The organism is Microcoleus sp. ARI1-B5 (assembly GCF_036705795.1).
GTDB lineage: Bacteria > Cyanobacteriota > Cyanobacteriia > Cyanobacteriales > Microcoleaceae > Microcoleus.
Map to the genome: position 1 here is coordinate 241,294 of NZ_JAUBVK010000003.1, position 16,391 is coordinate 257,684.

Annotated in this window: 12 protein-coding genes and 1 pseudogene; 5 read left to right on the forward strand and 8 right to left on the reverse strand. The window is 45.6% G+C overall.

Annotated elements, in window-relative coordinates:
* The first annotated feature begins 49 nt into the window (after positions 1-49).
* A complete protein-coding gene (locus tag QUB63_RS06300) occupies positions 50-1,687 on the forward strand; it encodes an acetolactate synthase large subunit (protein ID WP_332943946.1) in 1,638 nt (545 codons plus the stop codon).
* A gap of 370 nt (positions 1,688-2,057) precedes the next feature.
* On the opposite strand, the pseudogene QUB63_RS06305 reads toward QUB63_RS06300, so the two are convergent.
* The 5 genes and pseudogenes from QUB63_RS06305 to QUB63_RS06325 form a co-directional block, all read right to left on the reverse strand.
* Positions 2,058-2,504, reverse strand: a pseudogene (locus QUB63_RS06305) (IS1 family transposase); the annotation flags it as partial.
* A 695-nt stretch (positions 2,505-3,199) separates the two neighbouring features.
* A complete protein-coding gene (locus QUB63_RS06310; protein WP_332943948.1) occupies positions 3,200-3,397 on the reverse strand; it encodes a YgiT-type zinc finger protein in 198 nt (65 codons plus the stop codon).
* A gap of 379 nt (positions 3,398-3,776) precedes the next feature.
* Entirely contained in the window at positions 3,777-5,468 is a 1,692-nt protein-coding gene (gene crtO / locus QUB63_RS06315; protein WP_332944227.1) for a beta-carotene ketolase CrtO, read from the reverse strand.
* Positions 5,469-5,680: 212 nt separating this feature from the next.
* Positions 5,681-6,463 (reverse strand): class I SAM-dependent methyltransferase, encoded by a 783-nt coding sequence (locus QUB63_RS06320; protein ID WP_332943949.1) that lies wholly within the window; start codon positions 6,461-6,463, stop codon positions 5,681-5,683.
* Positions 6,464-6,769: 306 nt separating this feature from the next.
* Positions 6,770-7,870, reverse strand: coding sequence for a tetratricopeptide repeat protein (locus tag QUB63_RS06325; RefSeq protein ID WP_332943950.1), 1,101 nt, complete (start codon positions 7,868-7,870; stop codon positions 6,770-6,772).
* Between the two features lie 282 nt (positions 7,871-8,152).
* Between QUB63_RS06325 and QUB63_RS06330 the strand changes: the two genes are divergently transcribed.
* Positions 8,153-8,479 (forward strand): YbjQ family protein, encoded by a 327-nt coding sequence (locus QUB63_RS06330; protein WP_172184303.1) that lies wholly within the window; start codon positions 8,153-8,155, stop codon positions 8,477-8,479.
* 253 nt (positions 8,480-8,732) lie between these two features.
* Positions 8,733-9,356, forward strand: a complete 624-nt coding sequence (locus QUB63_RS06335; protein WP_332943951.1) for a hypothetical protein — start codon at positions 8,733-8,735, stop codon at positions 9,354-9,356.
* 351 nt (positions 9,357-9,707) lie between these two features.
* Here QUB63_RS06335 and metH read toward each other — a convergent pair whose 3' ends face one another.
* On the reverse strand, positions 9,708-13,259 hold the full coding sequence (gene metH / locus QUB63_RS06340) for a methionine synthase (RefSeq protein ID WP_332943952.1): 3,552 nt from the start codon (positions 13,257-13,259) through the stop codon (positions 9,708-9,710).
* Positions 13,260-13,349: 90 nt separating this feature from the next.
* Here metH and QUB63_RS06345 point away from each other — a divergent pair, with 90 nt between their 5' ends.
* Both QUB63_RS06345 and QUB63_RS06350 read left to right on the forward strand, forming a co-directional pair.
* On the forward strand, positions 13,350-13,919 hold the full coding sequence (locus QUB63_RS06345; protein WP_332943953.1) for a type II toxin-antitoxin system Phd/YefM family antitoxin: 570 nt from the start codon (positions 13,350-13,352) through the stop codon (positions 13,917-13,919).
* Between the two features lie 52 nt (positions 13,920-13,971).
* On the forward strand, positions 13,972-14,643 hold the full coding sequence (locus tag QUB63_RS06350) for a Uma2 family endonuclease (protein ID WP_332943954.1): 672 nt from the start codon (positions 13,972-13,974) through the stop codon (positions 14,641-14,643).
* 190 nt (positions 14,644-14,833) lie between these two features.
* On the opposite strand, the gene QUB63_RS06355 is transcribed toward QUB63_RS06350, so the two are convergent.
* Positions 14,834-15,547 (reverse strand): hypothetical protein, encoded by a 714-nt coding sequence (locus QUB63_RS06355; RefSeq protein WP_332943955.1) that lies wholly within the window; start codon positions 15,545-15,547, stop codon positions 14,834-14,836.
* 173 nt (positions 15,548-15,720) lie between these two features.
* Positions 15,721-16,347 carry a DUF488 domain-containing protein gene (locus tag QUB63_RS06360; protein ID WP_332943956.1) on the reverse strand — a complete coding sequence of 209 codons (627 nt, stop codon included), beginning with the start codon at positions 16,345-16,347 and terminating at the stop codon, positions 15,721-15,723.
* Positions 16,348-16,391: the final 44 nt, after the last annotated feature.

Here is a 16,391-nt window from a genome sequence, read left to right on the forward strand (position 1 = left end):
GAAGTTGACCGAGAGAAAAAAACCACACTTACAGAGGAGAAAAATGGAAATGAACACAGCTCAACTACTCGTAAAATGTTTAGAAAACGAAGGCGTAGAATACGTCTTCGGATTGCCAGGAGAAGAAAATTTAGAAGTTCTAGAAGCCCTAAGAAACTCTTCAATTAAATTTATTACTACTCGCCACGAACAAGGCGCCGCATTCATGGCCGACGTTTACGGCCGCCTCACCGGCAAAGCAGGCGTTTGCTTGTCCACCTTGGGCCCCGGCGCAACTAACTTAATGACAGGCGTTGCTGACGCGAACTTAGACGGCGCTCCTTTAATAGCAATTACCGGACAAGTCGGCACGGACAGAATGCACATAGAATCGCACCAATATTTAGATTTGGTCGCTATGTTTGCACCAGTTACTAAATGGAACGCTCAGATTGTCCGCCCCAGCACTACCTCAGAAATCGTCCGCAAAGCTTTTAAAGTTGCTCAAAGCGAAAAACCGGGAGCAGTTCATATTGATTTGCCAGAAAACATCGCAGCAATGCCTGCGGAAGGAGATCCACTCACGAAAGACAACCGTGAAAAAACTTTCGGTGCTTACCAAAGTCTCAATAAAGCGGCGGTGGCAATTTCCAAAGCAAAAAGTCCTTTGTTGTTAATCGGAAATGGAGCTATTCGAGCTAATGCTAGCGAAGCGGTGACAGAATTTGCAACTCGATTGAATATTCCCGTAGCTAATACTTTTATGGGCAAAGGCGTAATTCCTTACACTCATCCTTTGGCACTTTGGACGACGGGATTGCAAAAACGGGATTACATTAGCTGTGCTTTTGAAGAAACGGATTTAGTGATTGCTGTTGGCTACGATTTGATTGAATATTCCCCGAAAAAGTGGAATCCTGACGGCAAAATTCCGATTATTCACATTGGAGCTCTGCCTGCAGAAATTGACAGCAGTTATATTCCTACTGTAGAAGTTGTGGGGGATATTTCTGATTCGCTCAATGAAATTTTGCAGCGTGCCGATCGCATGGAGAAAACAGACCCTTTTGCTAAGCAGTTGCGGGCCGATATTCGCGCTGGGTACGAACAATATGCAGCCGACGACGGTTTCCCGATCAAGCCGCAAAAACTGATTTACGATTTGCGGCAAGTGCTGGGCCCGGAAGATATTCTCATATCTGATGTGGGGGCTCACAAAATGTGGATCGCGCGGCACTATCACTGCGATCGCCCGAATACCTGTTTAATCTCCAACGGATTTGCGGCGATGGGGATTGCAATTCCGGGCGCTGTGGCGGCAAAACTCGTTTATCCCGATCGCAAAGTAGTAGCAGCCACGGGAGACGGCGGTTTTATGATGAACTGTCAGGAGTTAGAAACTGCTTTGCGAGTGGGTACTAATTTTGTTACTCTCATTTTCAATGACGGTGGCTACGGGTTGATTGAATGGAAGCAAGAAGATTATTTTGGTCATTCAGATTTTATCAAATTTGGCAATCCAGACTTTGTGAAATTTGCCGAAAGTATGGGTTTAAAAGGCTATCGAGTGGCATCCGCCAGCGATTTGATTCCTATCCTGAAGGAAGCGCTTGCTCAAGATGTCCCCTGCGTGATTGACTGTCCGGTAGATTACCGGGAAAATGCCCGTTTCAGTCAATTATCTGGGGATATGAGTTGCAATATATAACATAAATCCTGTAGGGCGGCTTCACGATTATTCATGCTTTAAATAAGTGAATATTCGTCAAACCGTCCTGACCCAACGAGTTGATACTAGGCATGACTGTCTGCTATAATTATTGAAGTCACCGCTAAGAAATACTAGCCACGACCCAAGCTCCTTCAATCAAAACTGAATATCAAGTAACTGTAAATTATCCAGTCTGGCAAAAAGTTGAGAAAATTGCTGAACAATTCAACTTGTCTGTTTCTGAACTCTTGGAACATCTAGCTCAGGGTCAACTGAAAGTTGTTGCAGTTGCAACCAATTTGGAAACACAGAGCGATCGGGATATTGGAAATTATGGTAGTCCTGCACAGTCAGTATAACTAAAATTTCAATTTAGAAGTAAACTGGCGTTATGCTCATGAATTAAATACCAAATTGCTCCCATATGATAGGAGAGTTTTTTAGAAAATGAAAGAGTGTTTCTGACCAATCGAGATATTCTTTGTCTCATGGTATTATTAAATCTTTCTAGATAGTTTGTCAGCTTTGTTTCCTTTCCTACTTTGTGTGTTTTGAAATAAAAAACTGTTCCGCAAGCACTCCAAAAGTCTGTATAACTCACAGCACATTGGCGATAAACTGGTGGCAATGAATCCCATAATTCCCTCGCTCCCGTTTCATCTCTGTTACCCATATATCCGACGACAATTTCCTTACTTAACGTATCAATGGCTAGCTCCTTCCACGGCTTGTTAGCCTTGAAACTTACCACTGACCGCATTTCATCACATTGAATTGTTAGCTGACCCTTTTTTTTTGACTTTACTTGTATTTGTTTATACCAATTTTAAAAAAGAATGCAACAGTATTCTTGTTCCCCCCGCAATACAGCGGGGGGGCTAGGGGGGGTCGAAGAGTGTTGCACGATTTTAGAAAAATGGTATTATTAACGGCTCTTAACTTTTTATTAAGATAATATTGTTACCACCGTTCCGAAATCCCCGTTGCCCTCACAATTCCCGCCCAAGATATCTTTTCTAATAAAAGTGGGATGGGTTGCATAGGATTCAGAGAATAAATTTAACTGGTAAAGGAATAAAACCTCAAGGAAAAGTGCAAGGGAATTTTATTTATTTGTGGCTGTAGGTCGCAGTATAACCGCTAACAGGAGAGAAATTTTTTTATGAGTTCACTCATCTAGATACAGTGTGTTTCGATTAATTTTTAGAGCTATTTGCCAGTAAGTATCCTCTTGATTTACCGATAATTCAAGTAGATAATGGAGGGTTTCATAACTATTTAAATCTCATTATACCAGAGAATGTAATTTTACTCTTTGGGCCCGCCTCTAGTCCCGAAGTAAACCCAATAGAAAGACTGTGGGGGTATGTAAAAGAACAAATAGAAGAGTTGAGAGAGGCGGTACAAAAAGAGTTAAAAAAGTTGACGTTGGAAGTCATTGCGCGCTTTAGAGATGGCAATTCATTTTAGAAGCCTTATCTGTAGCAGCACTTTAGGAAATTGGTATAACTACACAAACTCATAAACAGGGACTTCCAGCGTGCGACTTGGCTGTTTTCCTTTCCAGATGATTTGCTGTAGGCGCTCTACGGTTTCTGGTGAGAAAAAACGCTCTCCTGTTTCTACACACAATCGGGCTGGCACATTTTCAATAATGATAAAATTTCCATCCATTTCAAGAGTATAGTTAACTCTTTGTTCAATCATGGTTTCTTTCAGGTAACTTAACTTTTAATTCAATACGGCTCAGATCGTATATAGCCTTTCTCAGATAGATGAGGTACAAGTTGAGATTTTAGATTGAAGAATTTTAGATTTTAGATTGGGGGATTGGAGGATTGGAGGATTGGGGGATTTTGTAATTGTTAATTAATTGGTGAATACCTCATCTTTCCGAGAACCGCTATAGTCCGGTCGGGAAAACTAAAGTGAAAAATAGACACGGAGATTGCTTCGTTCCTCGCAATGACAACGGGTAGGTCAAGCGTATTGACTTTTAATTATAAATAAAATTACCCTATTTTGCAACTAAGCGTACTGGAAGCAGCAAATCAATAAGGGCGGGGAATGCCCGCCCTCTTAGCTTCTAATTACCCCGAAACACCGACTTAGCCGTCGATTTCAGAGAATTAGCCGCATCTGCTAAAGTTTGCGCGATCGGCTGCTGCGAGTGCATGAACACCCGAGCCGTATTGCGTCCGGGCATCCCCGAAATCGAGCCGCCGGGGTGCGTGCCCGCACCGGTAAGGAACAAACCGTCGATCGGCGTTTTGTAATTCGCCAACTCCGGTAACGGACGGAAAAATATCATCTGATCCAGCGTCATGTCAACGTGGTAATAATTCCCCTTCAGCGCCCCCAAACGCTCTCCCAATTCTGCCGGACTTTCCACGCGGCGGCCGATTATTGCATTCTTGATATTTGGTGCGTATTCTGCTAATTTGTCAATGCAGCGATCGGCAACTTTGTTTTTCAGCTCGTCCGTCCAACCCGTACCGTGCTGGCCAGTTCCTTCAGCATTTTCGATCATGTAAGGAGCAAAAAATTCAATCCAAGCCGTATGATGTCCGGGGGGAGCCATCGACGGGTCTAGCACCGTCGGAAATACCACATACATCGATGGGTCAGAGTCGGGGATTCTGCCGATTGAAGGGTCGCTGTGAGAAATTTCAACGTGTCTCACCGAGTCTGCAATTAAAACCGACCCGATTAAATATTCGTCCCGATGATTCCAGCGATCGAACCTCGGCGCTTCGTTGAGAGCTAAGTCAATTTTCAGAATTGTCTCGTTGTTATTAACAATTTTGCGCTCCAATCTTTCCCGCAAATTCGGATCGGCACTGTCAACATCGCTGGAGTCCATTAAATGCAGAAACAAGCGCTTCGCATCAATACCAGAAATGACACCTTTGGTAGCTCGATATTCTGTGCCGCCTGCAACTCGAACACCGACAGCGCGGCCGTCATCAACTAATATTTTCTCGACGTGCTGGTCGGTAAGTATAACACCCGAATAGGTTTTCACTAAATTGACCAGCGCTTGCACCAATGCACCCGTTCCTCCGCGCGGCCTCGCCATGCCGGGATTGTGGCGCATTGCTAGCATAATGGCGCCTACAGCCAGGGTTTTTTGCGAAGGAGGCGCGCCAAGTTCTGAAGCGAATCTTGCTAGGGGTGCTTTGATAAATTCCTCGTCAAACCACTCGTTGACAATGTCTTCAGCGCTGGTGAGCATCGTGCGAATAAAGTCCAGCGTTTTGTCGGGGGAACCGATGACTGACAATAAATCTTTGATCTTTGCAATATCGTAGTTGCCCAGAATATCTATGATGGATTTTGGTGGCGCATTAAACATCGGAACCATTGCCCCTAAAGCCCGCTGCCAAAAGTCTGTATATTCGGCATATTTTTTAGCATCGCGCTCGTTGTAACGGGCAATTTCAGCACAAGTTTTTTCTACAGATTTGTGCGCTAAGAAATATTTGCCGTCTGGATGCGGACAAAACGCAACTGGATCGCAGAAAAGATATTCTAATCCGTATTTTTCCAGTTCTAATTCTTCTACGACCGGCCCTAAATGGATAAATTCGTGGTCGATCGCGCACAAATTGAATTTAAAATCGGGTAATTCGGGAATCGCAGCTTCCGTAGTCGCCGCGCCGCCGGGAACCGAACGTTTTTCTAACAAAAGAACCGTATATCCCGCTTTGAGGAGATAAGACGCACAGACAAGCCCGTTGTGACCGGCTCCTATGATAATCACGTCATACGTTTGCATAGATGAAGCTCTGGGATAGGATGTTTTGCTCATTTTACAAATGTTAACAACTTTGCCGGCTCTACCAATAGAAATAGATTCATCTTAAGAGATTAGTTTGAGCATCTTACAAAAGATGGAGTTCTTACCAAATGCTGCTGTGCGATCGCCCTCTCTCAAGTAGCCCCAGGACTGTATCACATAAATAGTCATTTATTAGCCTTAAAAAAATCTTAAGAATCAGCACGACCTGCCAGATAAAGTCTAGTTTTGTAAACTAATGAAACAAAGCTTCGATCGCCGCAGTGAGCTTGATAAAGTTCGGTTAAATCCGAGATAAGTTTCTGCAATTGAGACCCGGAGTTCGGCATATAAGATGAGCTTCGTGCCCGCCCGATTAACCCTGCTAAATCTAGATCTTGTTTGTTAGCAAATTCGAGCGATCGCACATTAGTAAAATCTGCACTCGCAAGCAAAGGTTCGATCGAGCGATCGTGCTTTTCGACAGGATAGCTCTGGGAAGCGCTCTTAACAATTTGAGTGTAGCCCTCTGTCAGTGCATCCGCGCGATCGCGCAGGTTCCAAACTACAGCCAACCTTCCCGAAGGCTTGAGAATTCGCCGAAATTCTGGTAAAGTTAAAACAGGATTAAACCAATGGAAAGACTGGAAACAGGCGACTAAATCGAGTGATTGGTCAGGCAAATTAGTGGCTTCCGAAGTTCCGTCTCTAAACTCTACCAAAGTATGAGCTGCGGCCGCTTGTCTCATCTCGGCATTGGGTTCGATCGCTAATACTCGAACGCCTCTTTCTGCTAACAAACGTGAAGAAATCCCCGTACCTGCACCGATATCGCCTGCGGTTAACTGTGAAGGTTCCCCAAGTCCTGCTACAATCGCATCGATCGCAGCGGCTGGATAACTCGGACGGTACTTGACATAATCGGCGGCGCGATCGGAAAATCGACCTAGCGGATTCATTTCGTATAGCGGCGGTTTAGAATCATTTGAATTCATGTTAATCAGTTGGCAGTTGGCAGTTGATAGTTGGCAGTTGACAGTTGACCTGTGACAGTTGACCTGTGACAGTTGGCAGTGGGATCGAAAGCAGGAAAGCAGTTGACAGTTGACCTGTGACAGTTCTCAGCAGTCAGTAATTAATAGACATTTAACTAATGACGTTGGACGTTGGACGTTCGATCGCGGGGACAGCACTGATGACGTTGGACGTTGGACGTTCGATCGCGGGGACAGCACTAATGACTACTGACTGCTGACTGCTGACTACTGACTACTGACTACTGACTACTGACTACTGACTAATTACTTCAGTTCATTGAGCGCCGCCTCAGCTTTTTGTGCGCCATCATTGTTGCCTTGCTGGCGGTAAGTGTCCAGGGCTTGTTGAAAAGCTTGAATGGCTTCGGATTGGCGATCGCGCGCTTTGAATGCTTTACCCATATTGTAATAAGCTTCTGCTCGGTCTGGATCGAGCTGGATCACTCGCCGAAAAGTGATAATTGCTCCTGAAAAATCTTGTTTTTGTAGTTGAATTTCCCCGATTGCAACGTATGCGCTCACTAGATTCGGGCGCACGTCAATCGCCCGCTTATAAGCTAAAAGCGCTCCTTCTAAGTCGTTCTGAGCCTTGAGAAGTTCGCCAATTTCTAGCTGCACTTCTGGATTCCGAGGTTCCAAGTTTGCAGCTTCTTCAAAAGCTGCTAGCCCTTCGGAAGTGTTGCCGCTTCGCAGCAGGGCAGTACCTAATTTTAACTGGATGCTGGCTTGTTTGGGAGCGAGTTTGGCTGCTTCTTCGAGCACGGTGACAGCACTGGCAAAGTTTCCCTGCTGGATCAATACTAAACCCATTGAAGAATAAGCTTGCCAACTTTTCGGGTCGAGGGCGATCGCCTCTTGGTATGCTTTAAAAGCACCGCTGTAATCTTTTTGCTGAAAGAGTACCACTCCGAGACCGATCCGCGCGTTGACATTTTTGCGATCGAGCTCAGCGGCGCGGCGGTAAGCGGAGGCGGCTGCGGGATAGTTTTGCAGGTTCGCCATAGCATATCCTAAGGCGTATTGGAAGTCAGCATTTTTGGGTTCCAGACCGATCGCTTGTTGGTAAAATTCCACTGAGGCTTGATAGTTGCCCTGACGCGCTTGTAAATAGCCAATACCGGAAAAAATGCGCGGGTTTTCTGCATCTAAACGGGCTGCTTGCTGATAAATGGCGATCGCCTTACTGTAGTCTCCTAAATCTACCAACTCGCGTCCTTGCCGCAGCAGAGTATCTAAATTTGCGTCATTTTTAGGTTGAACTTCAACAGGTGTGTCTGCTGAGAGCGCCCGAAGCGGCGCTGCGATGGCGAATCCCGCTACCAACAGCGTACTGAATACCAAGAGACTTTGTTTGTACACGGCCATTTGTTTCAAAGAGTGTGTGGAATAAAAGAGCGAGTTGGTGTCAAGTTGCGATGCTTGCCCGAAAGAGACGGAGACAAGCCCCCGATACTCGTGAGGATCGATCCCCAAATTTTAGGCCAAAGTTCAACTTCCCAGATGAGTCTGTGGAGTCAATCTAAAATCTCAAATCTCAAATCTCAAATCGACTGACAGCTTAGGGTTTGCCTGGAATCTTTGAGCGGGGAGATGTAGTAAACCTACAGAACAACACCCACTCAAAATTTTCGCGATTGAGGCCAACTGATGATTGTAACAACAACTGATATCATTCAAGGAGCAGAAATTCAATCTTACTTGGGAATTGTAACTGCTGAGGTGGTCTACGGCACTAACGCCCTGCGAGATTTCTTCGCGGGCATTCGCGACATCATCGGCGGGCGCACCGGCAGTTACGAGGAAGTGTTTCTCAAAGGACAGCGAGATGCCCTCGCGGAACTGGAAAAACGAGCGCAGCGCCTGGGTGCCAATGCCGTAATCGGGGTGGAAGTTGATACCGGCACGATTAATGTAGACTCTTCAGGAGCTTTGCTGCTGATTACTGCCGTCGGGACTGCTGTCAGATTGCGCTAAGTTGTCTTTCCTCTATACATCCGCGAAGTTTTCTAACTGGATAAAATAGTTATTGGCGATGATCGGCCATCAGTCATCAGTTATTAGCTAATAACTGCTGGCTGATGGCTGATGACTTTTTAGTTTATTTCTTCAGACATAGATACTGGTTATTTCCCCAGGCAGATATAGTTTTTATCAATCTCAGCCACAATCAATGCTTAGGTGAAAGATTGTTAAAAATTAAACCAACTCTCAAAGGAAACGAAAGGCTATGTCATACGTAAATAGACCTGTAGATAACGTTGTTACCGAACCTGCTGTAGTCAAGCAAGTTATGGAATATCACGATCTAGTGCGGTGGGGCCCGATTTTTTCAGGTTTGGTAATTGCGATCGGCACACAACTGGTGTTAAGTGCATTGGGTGCTGCGATCGGCTTGAGCAACATTGCTAATTCAGGAGCTCCGCGCAGTATAGCCGGCAGCGTGGGTACTGGGGTCGGAATTTGGTCAATTATCAGTTTGCTAATTAGCTTGGGCGTTGGCGGCTGGGTAACGGCTCGCGCTTGCGGCCCCATGAACCGCAGCACCGCGCTTTTGAACGGCGCAATTTTGTGGGCAACTACCTTAACAATTGGCTCTTGGCTGTTAGCAAATGGCGTGGCCGGTACTTTTGGCGTAGTAGCGGCGAATGCGGGAGCAGCGATTAATCAAGCGCAGCAAGGTGGGGTGAATTTGCCGAACCAACCGCCTACCGTATCTGCTCAGGATGCTCGGAATATTGCTGAAAATGCTGCCAAAGCTGGTTGGTCATTTTTGTTCGGATCGCTATTGGGTTTGGTTGCTTCGATGGCAGGAGCATCCGCAGGCGCCCGCACTCCTCGGAATCACTTGTAAAAGTTTGGTCAGACAAGGAAAGTTCATATTCATTAAAGCACTATTTTTAAGGTGCTTTTTTATTGGGTTAATTTGTGTATTCTTCAGTCCGCGAAGGCGGACGAAAGTTTGTGTAGTAGCGGTTTCAACCGCCGAGTTTTATTTGTCTAATGCGCTTTTTGCTGAGTCTAGATCCCCCTAAATCCCCCGAACCAAGGGGAGTAGGGGTTGACTTTGATATCTTCCGGTTGCCCCCTACTCCCCCCTTTTTAAGGGGGGTTAGGGGGGATATGGGCCTAGTGGTCAAACAGTAAATCGATAGTACATTTGACGTTAAGTTGACACTAATGGTACTCCGCGCGCGCAAACAAATTAAGCCGTGAAGTATTTAGCTGCTGGGTGATAGGTAATAATTGCAGTGGTTGACTGTTCGGGATAAAGCTGTTCGCTTTCATCCATATACAGGTTTATACGATCGCACTTTAACAAATCCAATTGCTTGTACTGATCCGCCATATTCGGACAAGCCGGATAGCCAAAACTGTAGCGCGAACCGCGATATCGCTGCGCTAGCATATCCCGAATATTGTCCGGTTCCTCGCTACCAAAGCCCAATTCCCGGCGAATCCGCGCGTGAGTCCATTCTGCTACCGCTTCCGCCGTCTGTACCGCCAATCCGTGAAAGTAGAGATAATCGCTATATTGATTGTTAGCAAATAGCTTTTGCGCGTACTCCGTAGCAACTTCTCCCACCGTCGCTACTTGCATCGGAAATACATCGATTTTACCCGATTCTTTCGGCGCGAAGAAGTCGGCAATGCACAGCCTGCGCGCCGATTTTTGCCGGGGAAAGGTGAATGTCGCAGCGGGTGTCGATACATCTTGCCCATTACTCATAATTTCCGGGTTGTACAGGTGCAAAGAATTGCCCTCAGCTTGACAGGGAAAATACCCGTAAATTGCTTGCGGGTGCAGTAACTTTTCAGCAATGATTTTGTGTTTCCATTCTTCCAATATCGGATAGACTTTCTCAGCTAAGAAAGCGTCGTATTCTTCCCGCGATTGGTCTTTTGGCTTGCGGAACTGCCACTGTCCCGCGACTAATGCTTGCAAATCCAAGTGCCAGAAAATCTCTTCAAAGGGGATTTCTTCGGGCGATAACAGTTTTGTGCCCCAGAAAGGAGGATTCGGGCGATCGATATCTGCGTCAACTGCTTCGGAACGCTTGGTATCAATAAGCACCGGAGTGTCTGCTGTTTCGGCATCTGCTACAGCGGTTTCTGAGGAAGTTTTAGCTGCTTTCACCGCCCCGTTGCCATTTTCAGCTTCATCTAAAAATCCAGCCAAATCTTCCCAGTTACCAGCAGATTTGGCTGGCATCAGTTTGTCCATAAAGTGCAAGTCAGAAAACGCATCTTTGCCGTAAACAACTTTACCTTTGTAAGTATTTTGGCAGTCTTCATGCACAAACTTGGGAGTCAAAGCTGCGCCGCCCAAAATTACGGGAACAGTGATGCCTTTCTGGTTGAATACTTCCAGATTTTCCTTCATAAATGCGGTGGATTTCACCAGCAAACCGCTCATCGCAATACAATCAGCGTTGTGCTTTTCATAGGCTTCGATGATATTGTCAACTGGCTGTTTAATTCCCAAGTTAATCACTCGGTAGCCGTTGTTTGATAAAATAATATCAACCAAGTTTTTGCCAATGTCGTGAACGTCGCCTTTGACAGTCGCGATGATAAATGTGCCTTTAGCATTGTCCCCGGATTCGGACTTTTCCATGTGCGGTTCTAAATAAGCAACCGCCGCTTTCATGGTTTCTGCTGACTGCAATACAAATGGTAGCTGCATTTGTCCCGAACCGAACAATTCTCCGACTACTTTCATGCCGTCTAACAAGAAGGTATTGATAATTTGCAGGGGCGGATAGGTTTCTAATGCTTTGGCGAGTTGGATGTCGAGCCCGATGCGTTCGCCGTCGATGATGTGGCGCTTCAGGCGTTCTTCTACGGGGAGGTTTTCGTCTTGGGTCCGATCGCGCTTGGTAGTTTTGCCCGCAAACACCGTTGTCAGGTCGCCCAAGGGGTCATAAACGCAAATATCGCCGTCGAACTCCCGTTCGTCGTAGATCAGTTTACGGCAGATTTCCTGGTGTTTGGGGTCGATTTTGGCGAGGGGCAAAATCTTGTTGGCGCTGACAATTGCCGAGTCCATCCCCGCTTGCATTGCTTCGTGCAAAAACATGGAATTCAAAACTTGCCGCGCCGCCGGATTCAAGCCGAAGGAAATGTTAGAAACTCCCAAAATTACGTGACAACCGGGCAATTCTTGGCGGATGCGGCGGATCGATTCGATGGTAGCTTTGCCGTTTTTTCGGTCTTCCTCAATCCCGGTAGAAATCGGCAAAGCGAGAGTGTCAAAAAAGATTTCCTGGGCCGGAATTCCGTGGGCGACGGCTGCGTTATAGGCGCGTTGGGCGATCGCAAATTTTTTGTCTGCTGTTCTCGCCATCCCATCTTCATCAATCGTCCCGATAACTATGCCAGCGCCGTATTTTTTCGCCAACTCCAAAACCTGATAAAAACGCGGTTCCCCGTCTTCATAGTTAGTAGAATTAAGCAAACATTTGCCGCCCGCAACTTTTAAGCCGGCTTCCATCTTTTCCCACTCGGTGGAATCCAGCATTAAAGGCAGAGTTGCATTAGTCACAACGCGGGAAACTAATTCTTTCATATCGCGCACGCCGTCGCGGCCGACATAATCAACGTTGACATCAAGAATGTGCGCGCCCTCTCGTACTTGTTCCCTAGCCATTGCTACTAAACCGTCCCAGTCTTCGGCATTCAGCAAATCGCGGCATTTTTTGGAACCGCTGGCGTTGAGTTTTTCCCCGACAATTAAGAAAGAGTTTTCTTGTTCGTAGGGTTGGGCGGTGTAAATTGAAGCGGCGGATGGTTCCCAAGTAATTTCGCGAATTTTGGGTTTAAGAGTTGTGCCAATTTCTGATAGTTCGCGGATGTGATCGTAGCGAGTGCCGCAGCAGCCGCCTATGACTTGCACGCCTAAGTCTTCGACGAAGCGCATCAAGGCCATTTTTAATTCGATTGGCGTGAGTTTGTAGTGCGCGTGGCCGCCGATGTTTTCGGGTAAACCAGCGTTTGGTACGCAGGAAACGACGAAGGGCGAATGTTCGGACAGGTATTTGACGTGTTCGGCCATGCGATCGGGCCCGGTGGCGCAGTTTAATCCTAAAATATCTATGGGATACGGTTGCAAAATAGCGAGGGCGGCGCTGATGTCGGAACCGACTAACATTGTGCCGGTGGCTTCCATTGTGACTGATACCATCAACGGAATTCGCGCACCTTTTTTCTTAAATACTTCTTCAATGGCATTTAATGCTGATTTAATTTGCAGCACATCTTGACAAGTTTCGACTATAAATAAGTCCACGCCGCCGTCATAAAGTCCTTCTGCTTGTTCGGTAAAAGCGGCGGTTAGCGTGTCGAAATCGATGTGTCCTAATGTTGGTAATTTGGTGCCGGGCCCGATCGATCCTGCGACAAATCTCGGTTTTTCTGGCGTGTCAAATTCGGCGGCGATACCCTTGGCGAGTTCGGCCGCTGTTTTGTTGAGATAATATGCTTTGTCGGCTAAATCGTACTCGGCGAGCACGATGGAAGCGCCGCCGAAGGTGTCTGTTTCGATGACATCGGCGCCTGCTTCGAGGAATCCCCGGTGCACGTTGGCGACGGCTTCCGGTTTGGTGTGCACGAGATATTCGTTGCAGCCTTCGTATTCTTTGCCGCCAAAGTCTTCTGCGGTGAGGTTTTGGACTTGCAGGTTGGTTCCCATTGCGCCGTCGAAGACGATGACGGGGCGCGAGGGGTGGTGGAGTCGATCGAGGAATCTGCTATTCATAAGCGGTAAAAAAACGCTGGTGCTATATATTTACAATTTTCTCTATTGTGCAATATTGTCAACAATTATGCGTATGTTGGGGAACGGCTGATGACTGAAGGATTTAATGCTGCTGACCGTAGTTCGAACGCGCCTCTAATTTTACCGATCGCCCTGGATCATTGTCAAAATTCTGCTGCGGGCTCCGCTGCGGGCGCAAAACGGGCGATCGACTCTGAGGGGTTTTTCCGCTTAACTGTTGAGGAATTTTGCGAAAATGCGATCGGCATAATTAAACGAGTGATGCAAAAGGGCGATCGTTTTATCTTACAGCAAGCCGGGAAAGATCTAGCTGCGATCGTTCCCGAAACAGAATTTCACAAGCTAGATTATCTGATGGAAGAACTCAAGCCGTCACAATTCTTTCCTGACGAAGAAGCATATTATGAAGATGAGAGAGGAATCCACTGCATTTACCCGGATGAACTTGTAGAAAACCTTGATAATATCTTAGCAGATGTCAAGGAATTCGACGAATTATTTGGTTTGCTGCCCGCTGAGGAAATGGGAGAGAATATTGATATTTTCATGTCTGTAGCTATTCTCATGTCTGTCGATCGATTTTGGGTGCCGGAGTACCTGATGGCTGAGAAGGCACGATTAAAAATGCTAGAATCGTAGTGTTTTAACTTGTTCGCCTTTGCTCGCAAAACTAATACAGAGGAATCGCAAGATGAACGCGCCAACAGTAACTACGTCTCCTCCCGTACAAGAGCAAATTATCCGCGAGTCAAAAGTTGTTTTGAAAGGCGTTAGCTGGCAAACTTTTCAGGCGTTGCTGGCTGATGTCGGAGACGATCGCGCGTGGAGAATTGCCTATGACAATGGAATGTTAGAAATCAGGAGACTGTACCAAGAACAGGAAGTGCCTGTAATCATGTTAGCGTCCTTTGTGAACGCCATAGCAGACGAGTTAGAAATTGAGGTTATGCACGTTGGCGCGCTGTTACTGGAAAGAGAAAAGTTGAAAAGTGCGATCGAACCAGATACCTGTTTCTACATCCAGAATGAAGCTTTAGTCAGAAGCAGAGATATTGACTTGGAAACCGATCCGCCGCCGGATTTGGCTGTAGAGTCGGATTACACGAATTCTTCTCTAAACAAATTCGCAATTTATGCCGCTTTGGGCGTTCCAGAAATTTGGAGATATCGCCGCCAAACTCTAGAAGTTTATCAACTTGTAGATGGCAAATACGAGAGTGTTGCTCAAAGTCTAGCTTTTCCATTTTTGCCGATCGCAGAAATACCCGGATTTATCGAACAAAGCAGGGCGATCGGACAAAGAGCAGCCGTGCGTCTATTTAGGACAATAATTAGAGAAATTTTGCAAAATCCCAACCCATAATAAAGTATAAAAGGTTCGTAGTGAGGACTTCAGTCCGCATCAAATGAAAGGACTGAAGTCCTCACTACGAACCTGCATAATAAAGTATATATAATATTGGTTCGTAGTGAGGACTTCAGTCCGCATCAAATCAAAGGACTGAAGTCCTCACTACGAACCTTTTAGCCTTAAAAACAATTATAATTTTTCATTATTTCTTTTTCATCTTTCTCTGTGAACCTCTTTTAGGCAGGTGCTTAATTTCACTTTCGGTTGGAACTTCCACTTTTTCTACAACTTCTAAATCCACAATTTCAACCTCGCTCCCGCTGATTTCTTCAGCTTTCTCAACCTCCTGCAAATCCTGCTGATTTTCTCTCAAATGCACTCCCAACCCAGAATCTATAATCGGCAATTCATCGACTTCTTGACTAATCTCAGCTTCTCCAATCCGATCCTCAATTCCCGCCGCCGCTAAATCTTCCTCGATTGCTTGACTAATTTGAGTTTCTCTGATTTCCTTCTCTACTAGCTGGATTGATAACTGCTGGTTTTCCCTTGACAAATGCTCAATCTGAGTTGCTTGAATTCTAAGCTGTTCATTCAAAACGCGAATTTCTCGGTTTTGCTGCTGAATCATTTCTTCGCCATCAGCAATAGTTCGATTCCTCTCTAATATGATTTCATTTCTAGTTTCTAATTCCAAAGCGCTCATCGCTGCTTTAATCACATTATAAAAATGCGGCTTAGATACATCAACTTGTTTAGCATTATGGCGACTTTTCCCCAAAAGCCCAATCTTTTCTCCTTGTTTAACAGCCAACACAAAACCTTGATGATTTTTAATTTTTAATTCTTTGATAAAATCAACTTGAACTAAACTGCAAATATATCTGTGACAGTCATAATAAAATTCTGCTTTCATGAAAAAGCACCCCTTTCTGCTACAGTCCGGCAGAATTATACCACGAACAAGGTTAAAACTAGAACAAAATATCTAAACCTATGGTGTGGGCCGATCGCCCTACCATAATTTCAAATGTATGCGATGTCAAGAGTTGCTGCTAAAATTAATCAAAAATAAAGAATCGATCGCCCCTAATTGCGTTCTTTGCTGACATAAGCGACTTCTAATCCGTGACGGTAATAAGCTGCTTCTAAATCAACTATTTCATGTTTAACTTGAGGTGCTAATTCAAACAAACTTAACTGAATTGGCTCAGGATTTTTTTGACTTTTATTAAACTTGCTCAAAAGTCTTGCTTCTAAATCCGGGTGCGCTTCTAAAGTACCATCGGACAGAATATGATGGATCGGCAAATTAAATTCTTTGACTTGGTGGCAAACTAAAATCGTCCGGTGACAAGTAAGCGGGTCTTTTTCTGCACACATTAAACTGATTTTATAATTGGCTGCGCCTTTGAGCAAGCGCTGAATTCCTGCGGCAAATAGAGGAGTGGCTGCTATGCGATCGTACAAAGCTTTACCGCTATTATCGTAACAGCTTAAATCTTCCGGTCTCGCGCCCAATTCTTGCCCCAAAAAAACATATTGAATCCCGACAGCAGACAGAGAAGCTGCAATTTCTGATTTATTAAAATGAGGTAAATAGCCGCTGAAAGGATGCGATCGCACGTCCGCAACCGCCGTAATTCCGTGTTGTTTCAGCAGCAAAAGAAACGCTTCAATACTGTGATTGGAGTGTCCGATCGTAAATAATTCCATGGCTTCGATCTAACTATTCAGTCTTTAGCTGGCGGACGAGAGTT

Coding starts and splice junctions, on each gene's coding strand:
- QUB63_RS06300 (WP_332943946.1), top strand. CDS start 50: ATGAACACAGCTCAACTACTCGTAAAATGTTTAGAAAACGAAGGCGTA.
- QUB63_RS06310 (WP_332943948.1), bottom strand. CDS start 3,397: ATGATTGAACAAAGAGTTAACTATACTCTTGAAATGGATGGAAATTTT.
- crtO (WP_332944227.1), bottom strand. CDS start 5,468: ATGCAAACGTATGACGTGATTATCATAGGAGCCGGTCACAACGGGCTT.
- QUB63_RS06320 (WP_332943949.1), bottom strand. CDS start 6,463: ATGAATTCAAATGATTCTAAACCGCCGCTATACGAAATGAATCCGCTA.
- QUB63_RS06325 (WP_332943950.1), bottom strand. CDS start 7,870: ATGGCCGTGTACAAACAAAGTCTCTTGGTATTCAGTACGCTGTTGGTA.
- QUB63_RS06330 (WP_172184303.1), top strand. CDS start 8,153: ATGATTGTAACAACAACTGATATCATTCAAGGAGCAGAAATTCAATCT.
- QUB63_RS06335 (WP_332943951.1), top strand. CDS start 8,733: ATGTCATACGTAAATAGACCTGTAGATAACGTTGTTACCGAACCTGCT.
- metH (WP_332943952.1), bottom strand. CDS start 13,259: ATGAATAGCAGATTCCTCGATCGACTCCACCACCCCTCGCGCCCCGTC.
- QUB63_RS06345 (WP_332943953.1), top strand. CDS start 13,350: ATGACTGAAGGATTTAATGCTGCTGACCGTAGTTCGAACGCGCCTCTA.
- QUB63_RS06350 (WP_332943954.1), top strand. CDS start 13,972: ATGAACGCGCCAACAGTAACTACGTCTCCTCCCGTACAAGAGCAAATT.
- QUB63_RS06355 (WP_332943955.1), bottom strand. CDS start 15,547: ATGAAAGCAGAATTTTATTATGACTGTCACAGATATATTTGCAGTTTA.
- QUB63_RS06360 (WP_332943956.1), bottom strand. CDS start 16,347: ATGGAATTATTTACGATCGGACACTCCAATCACAGTATTGAAGCGTTT.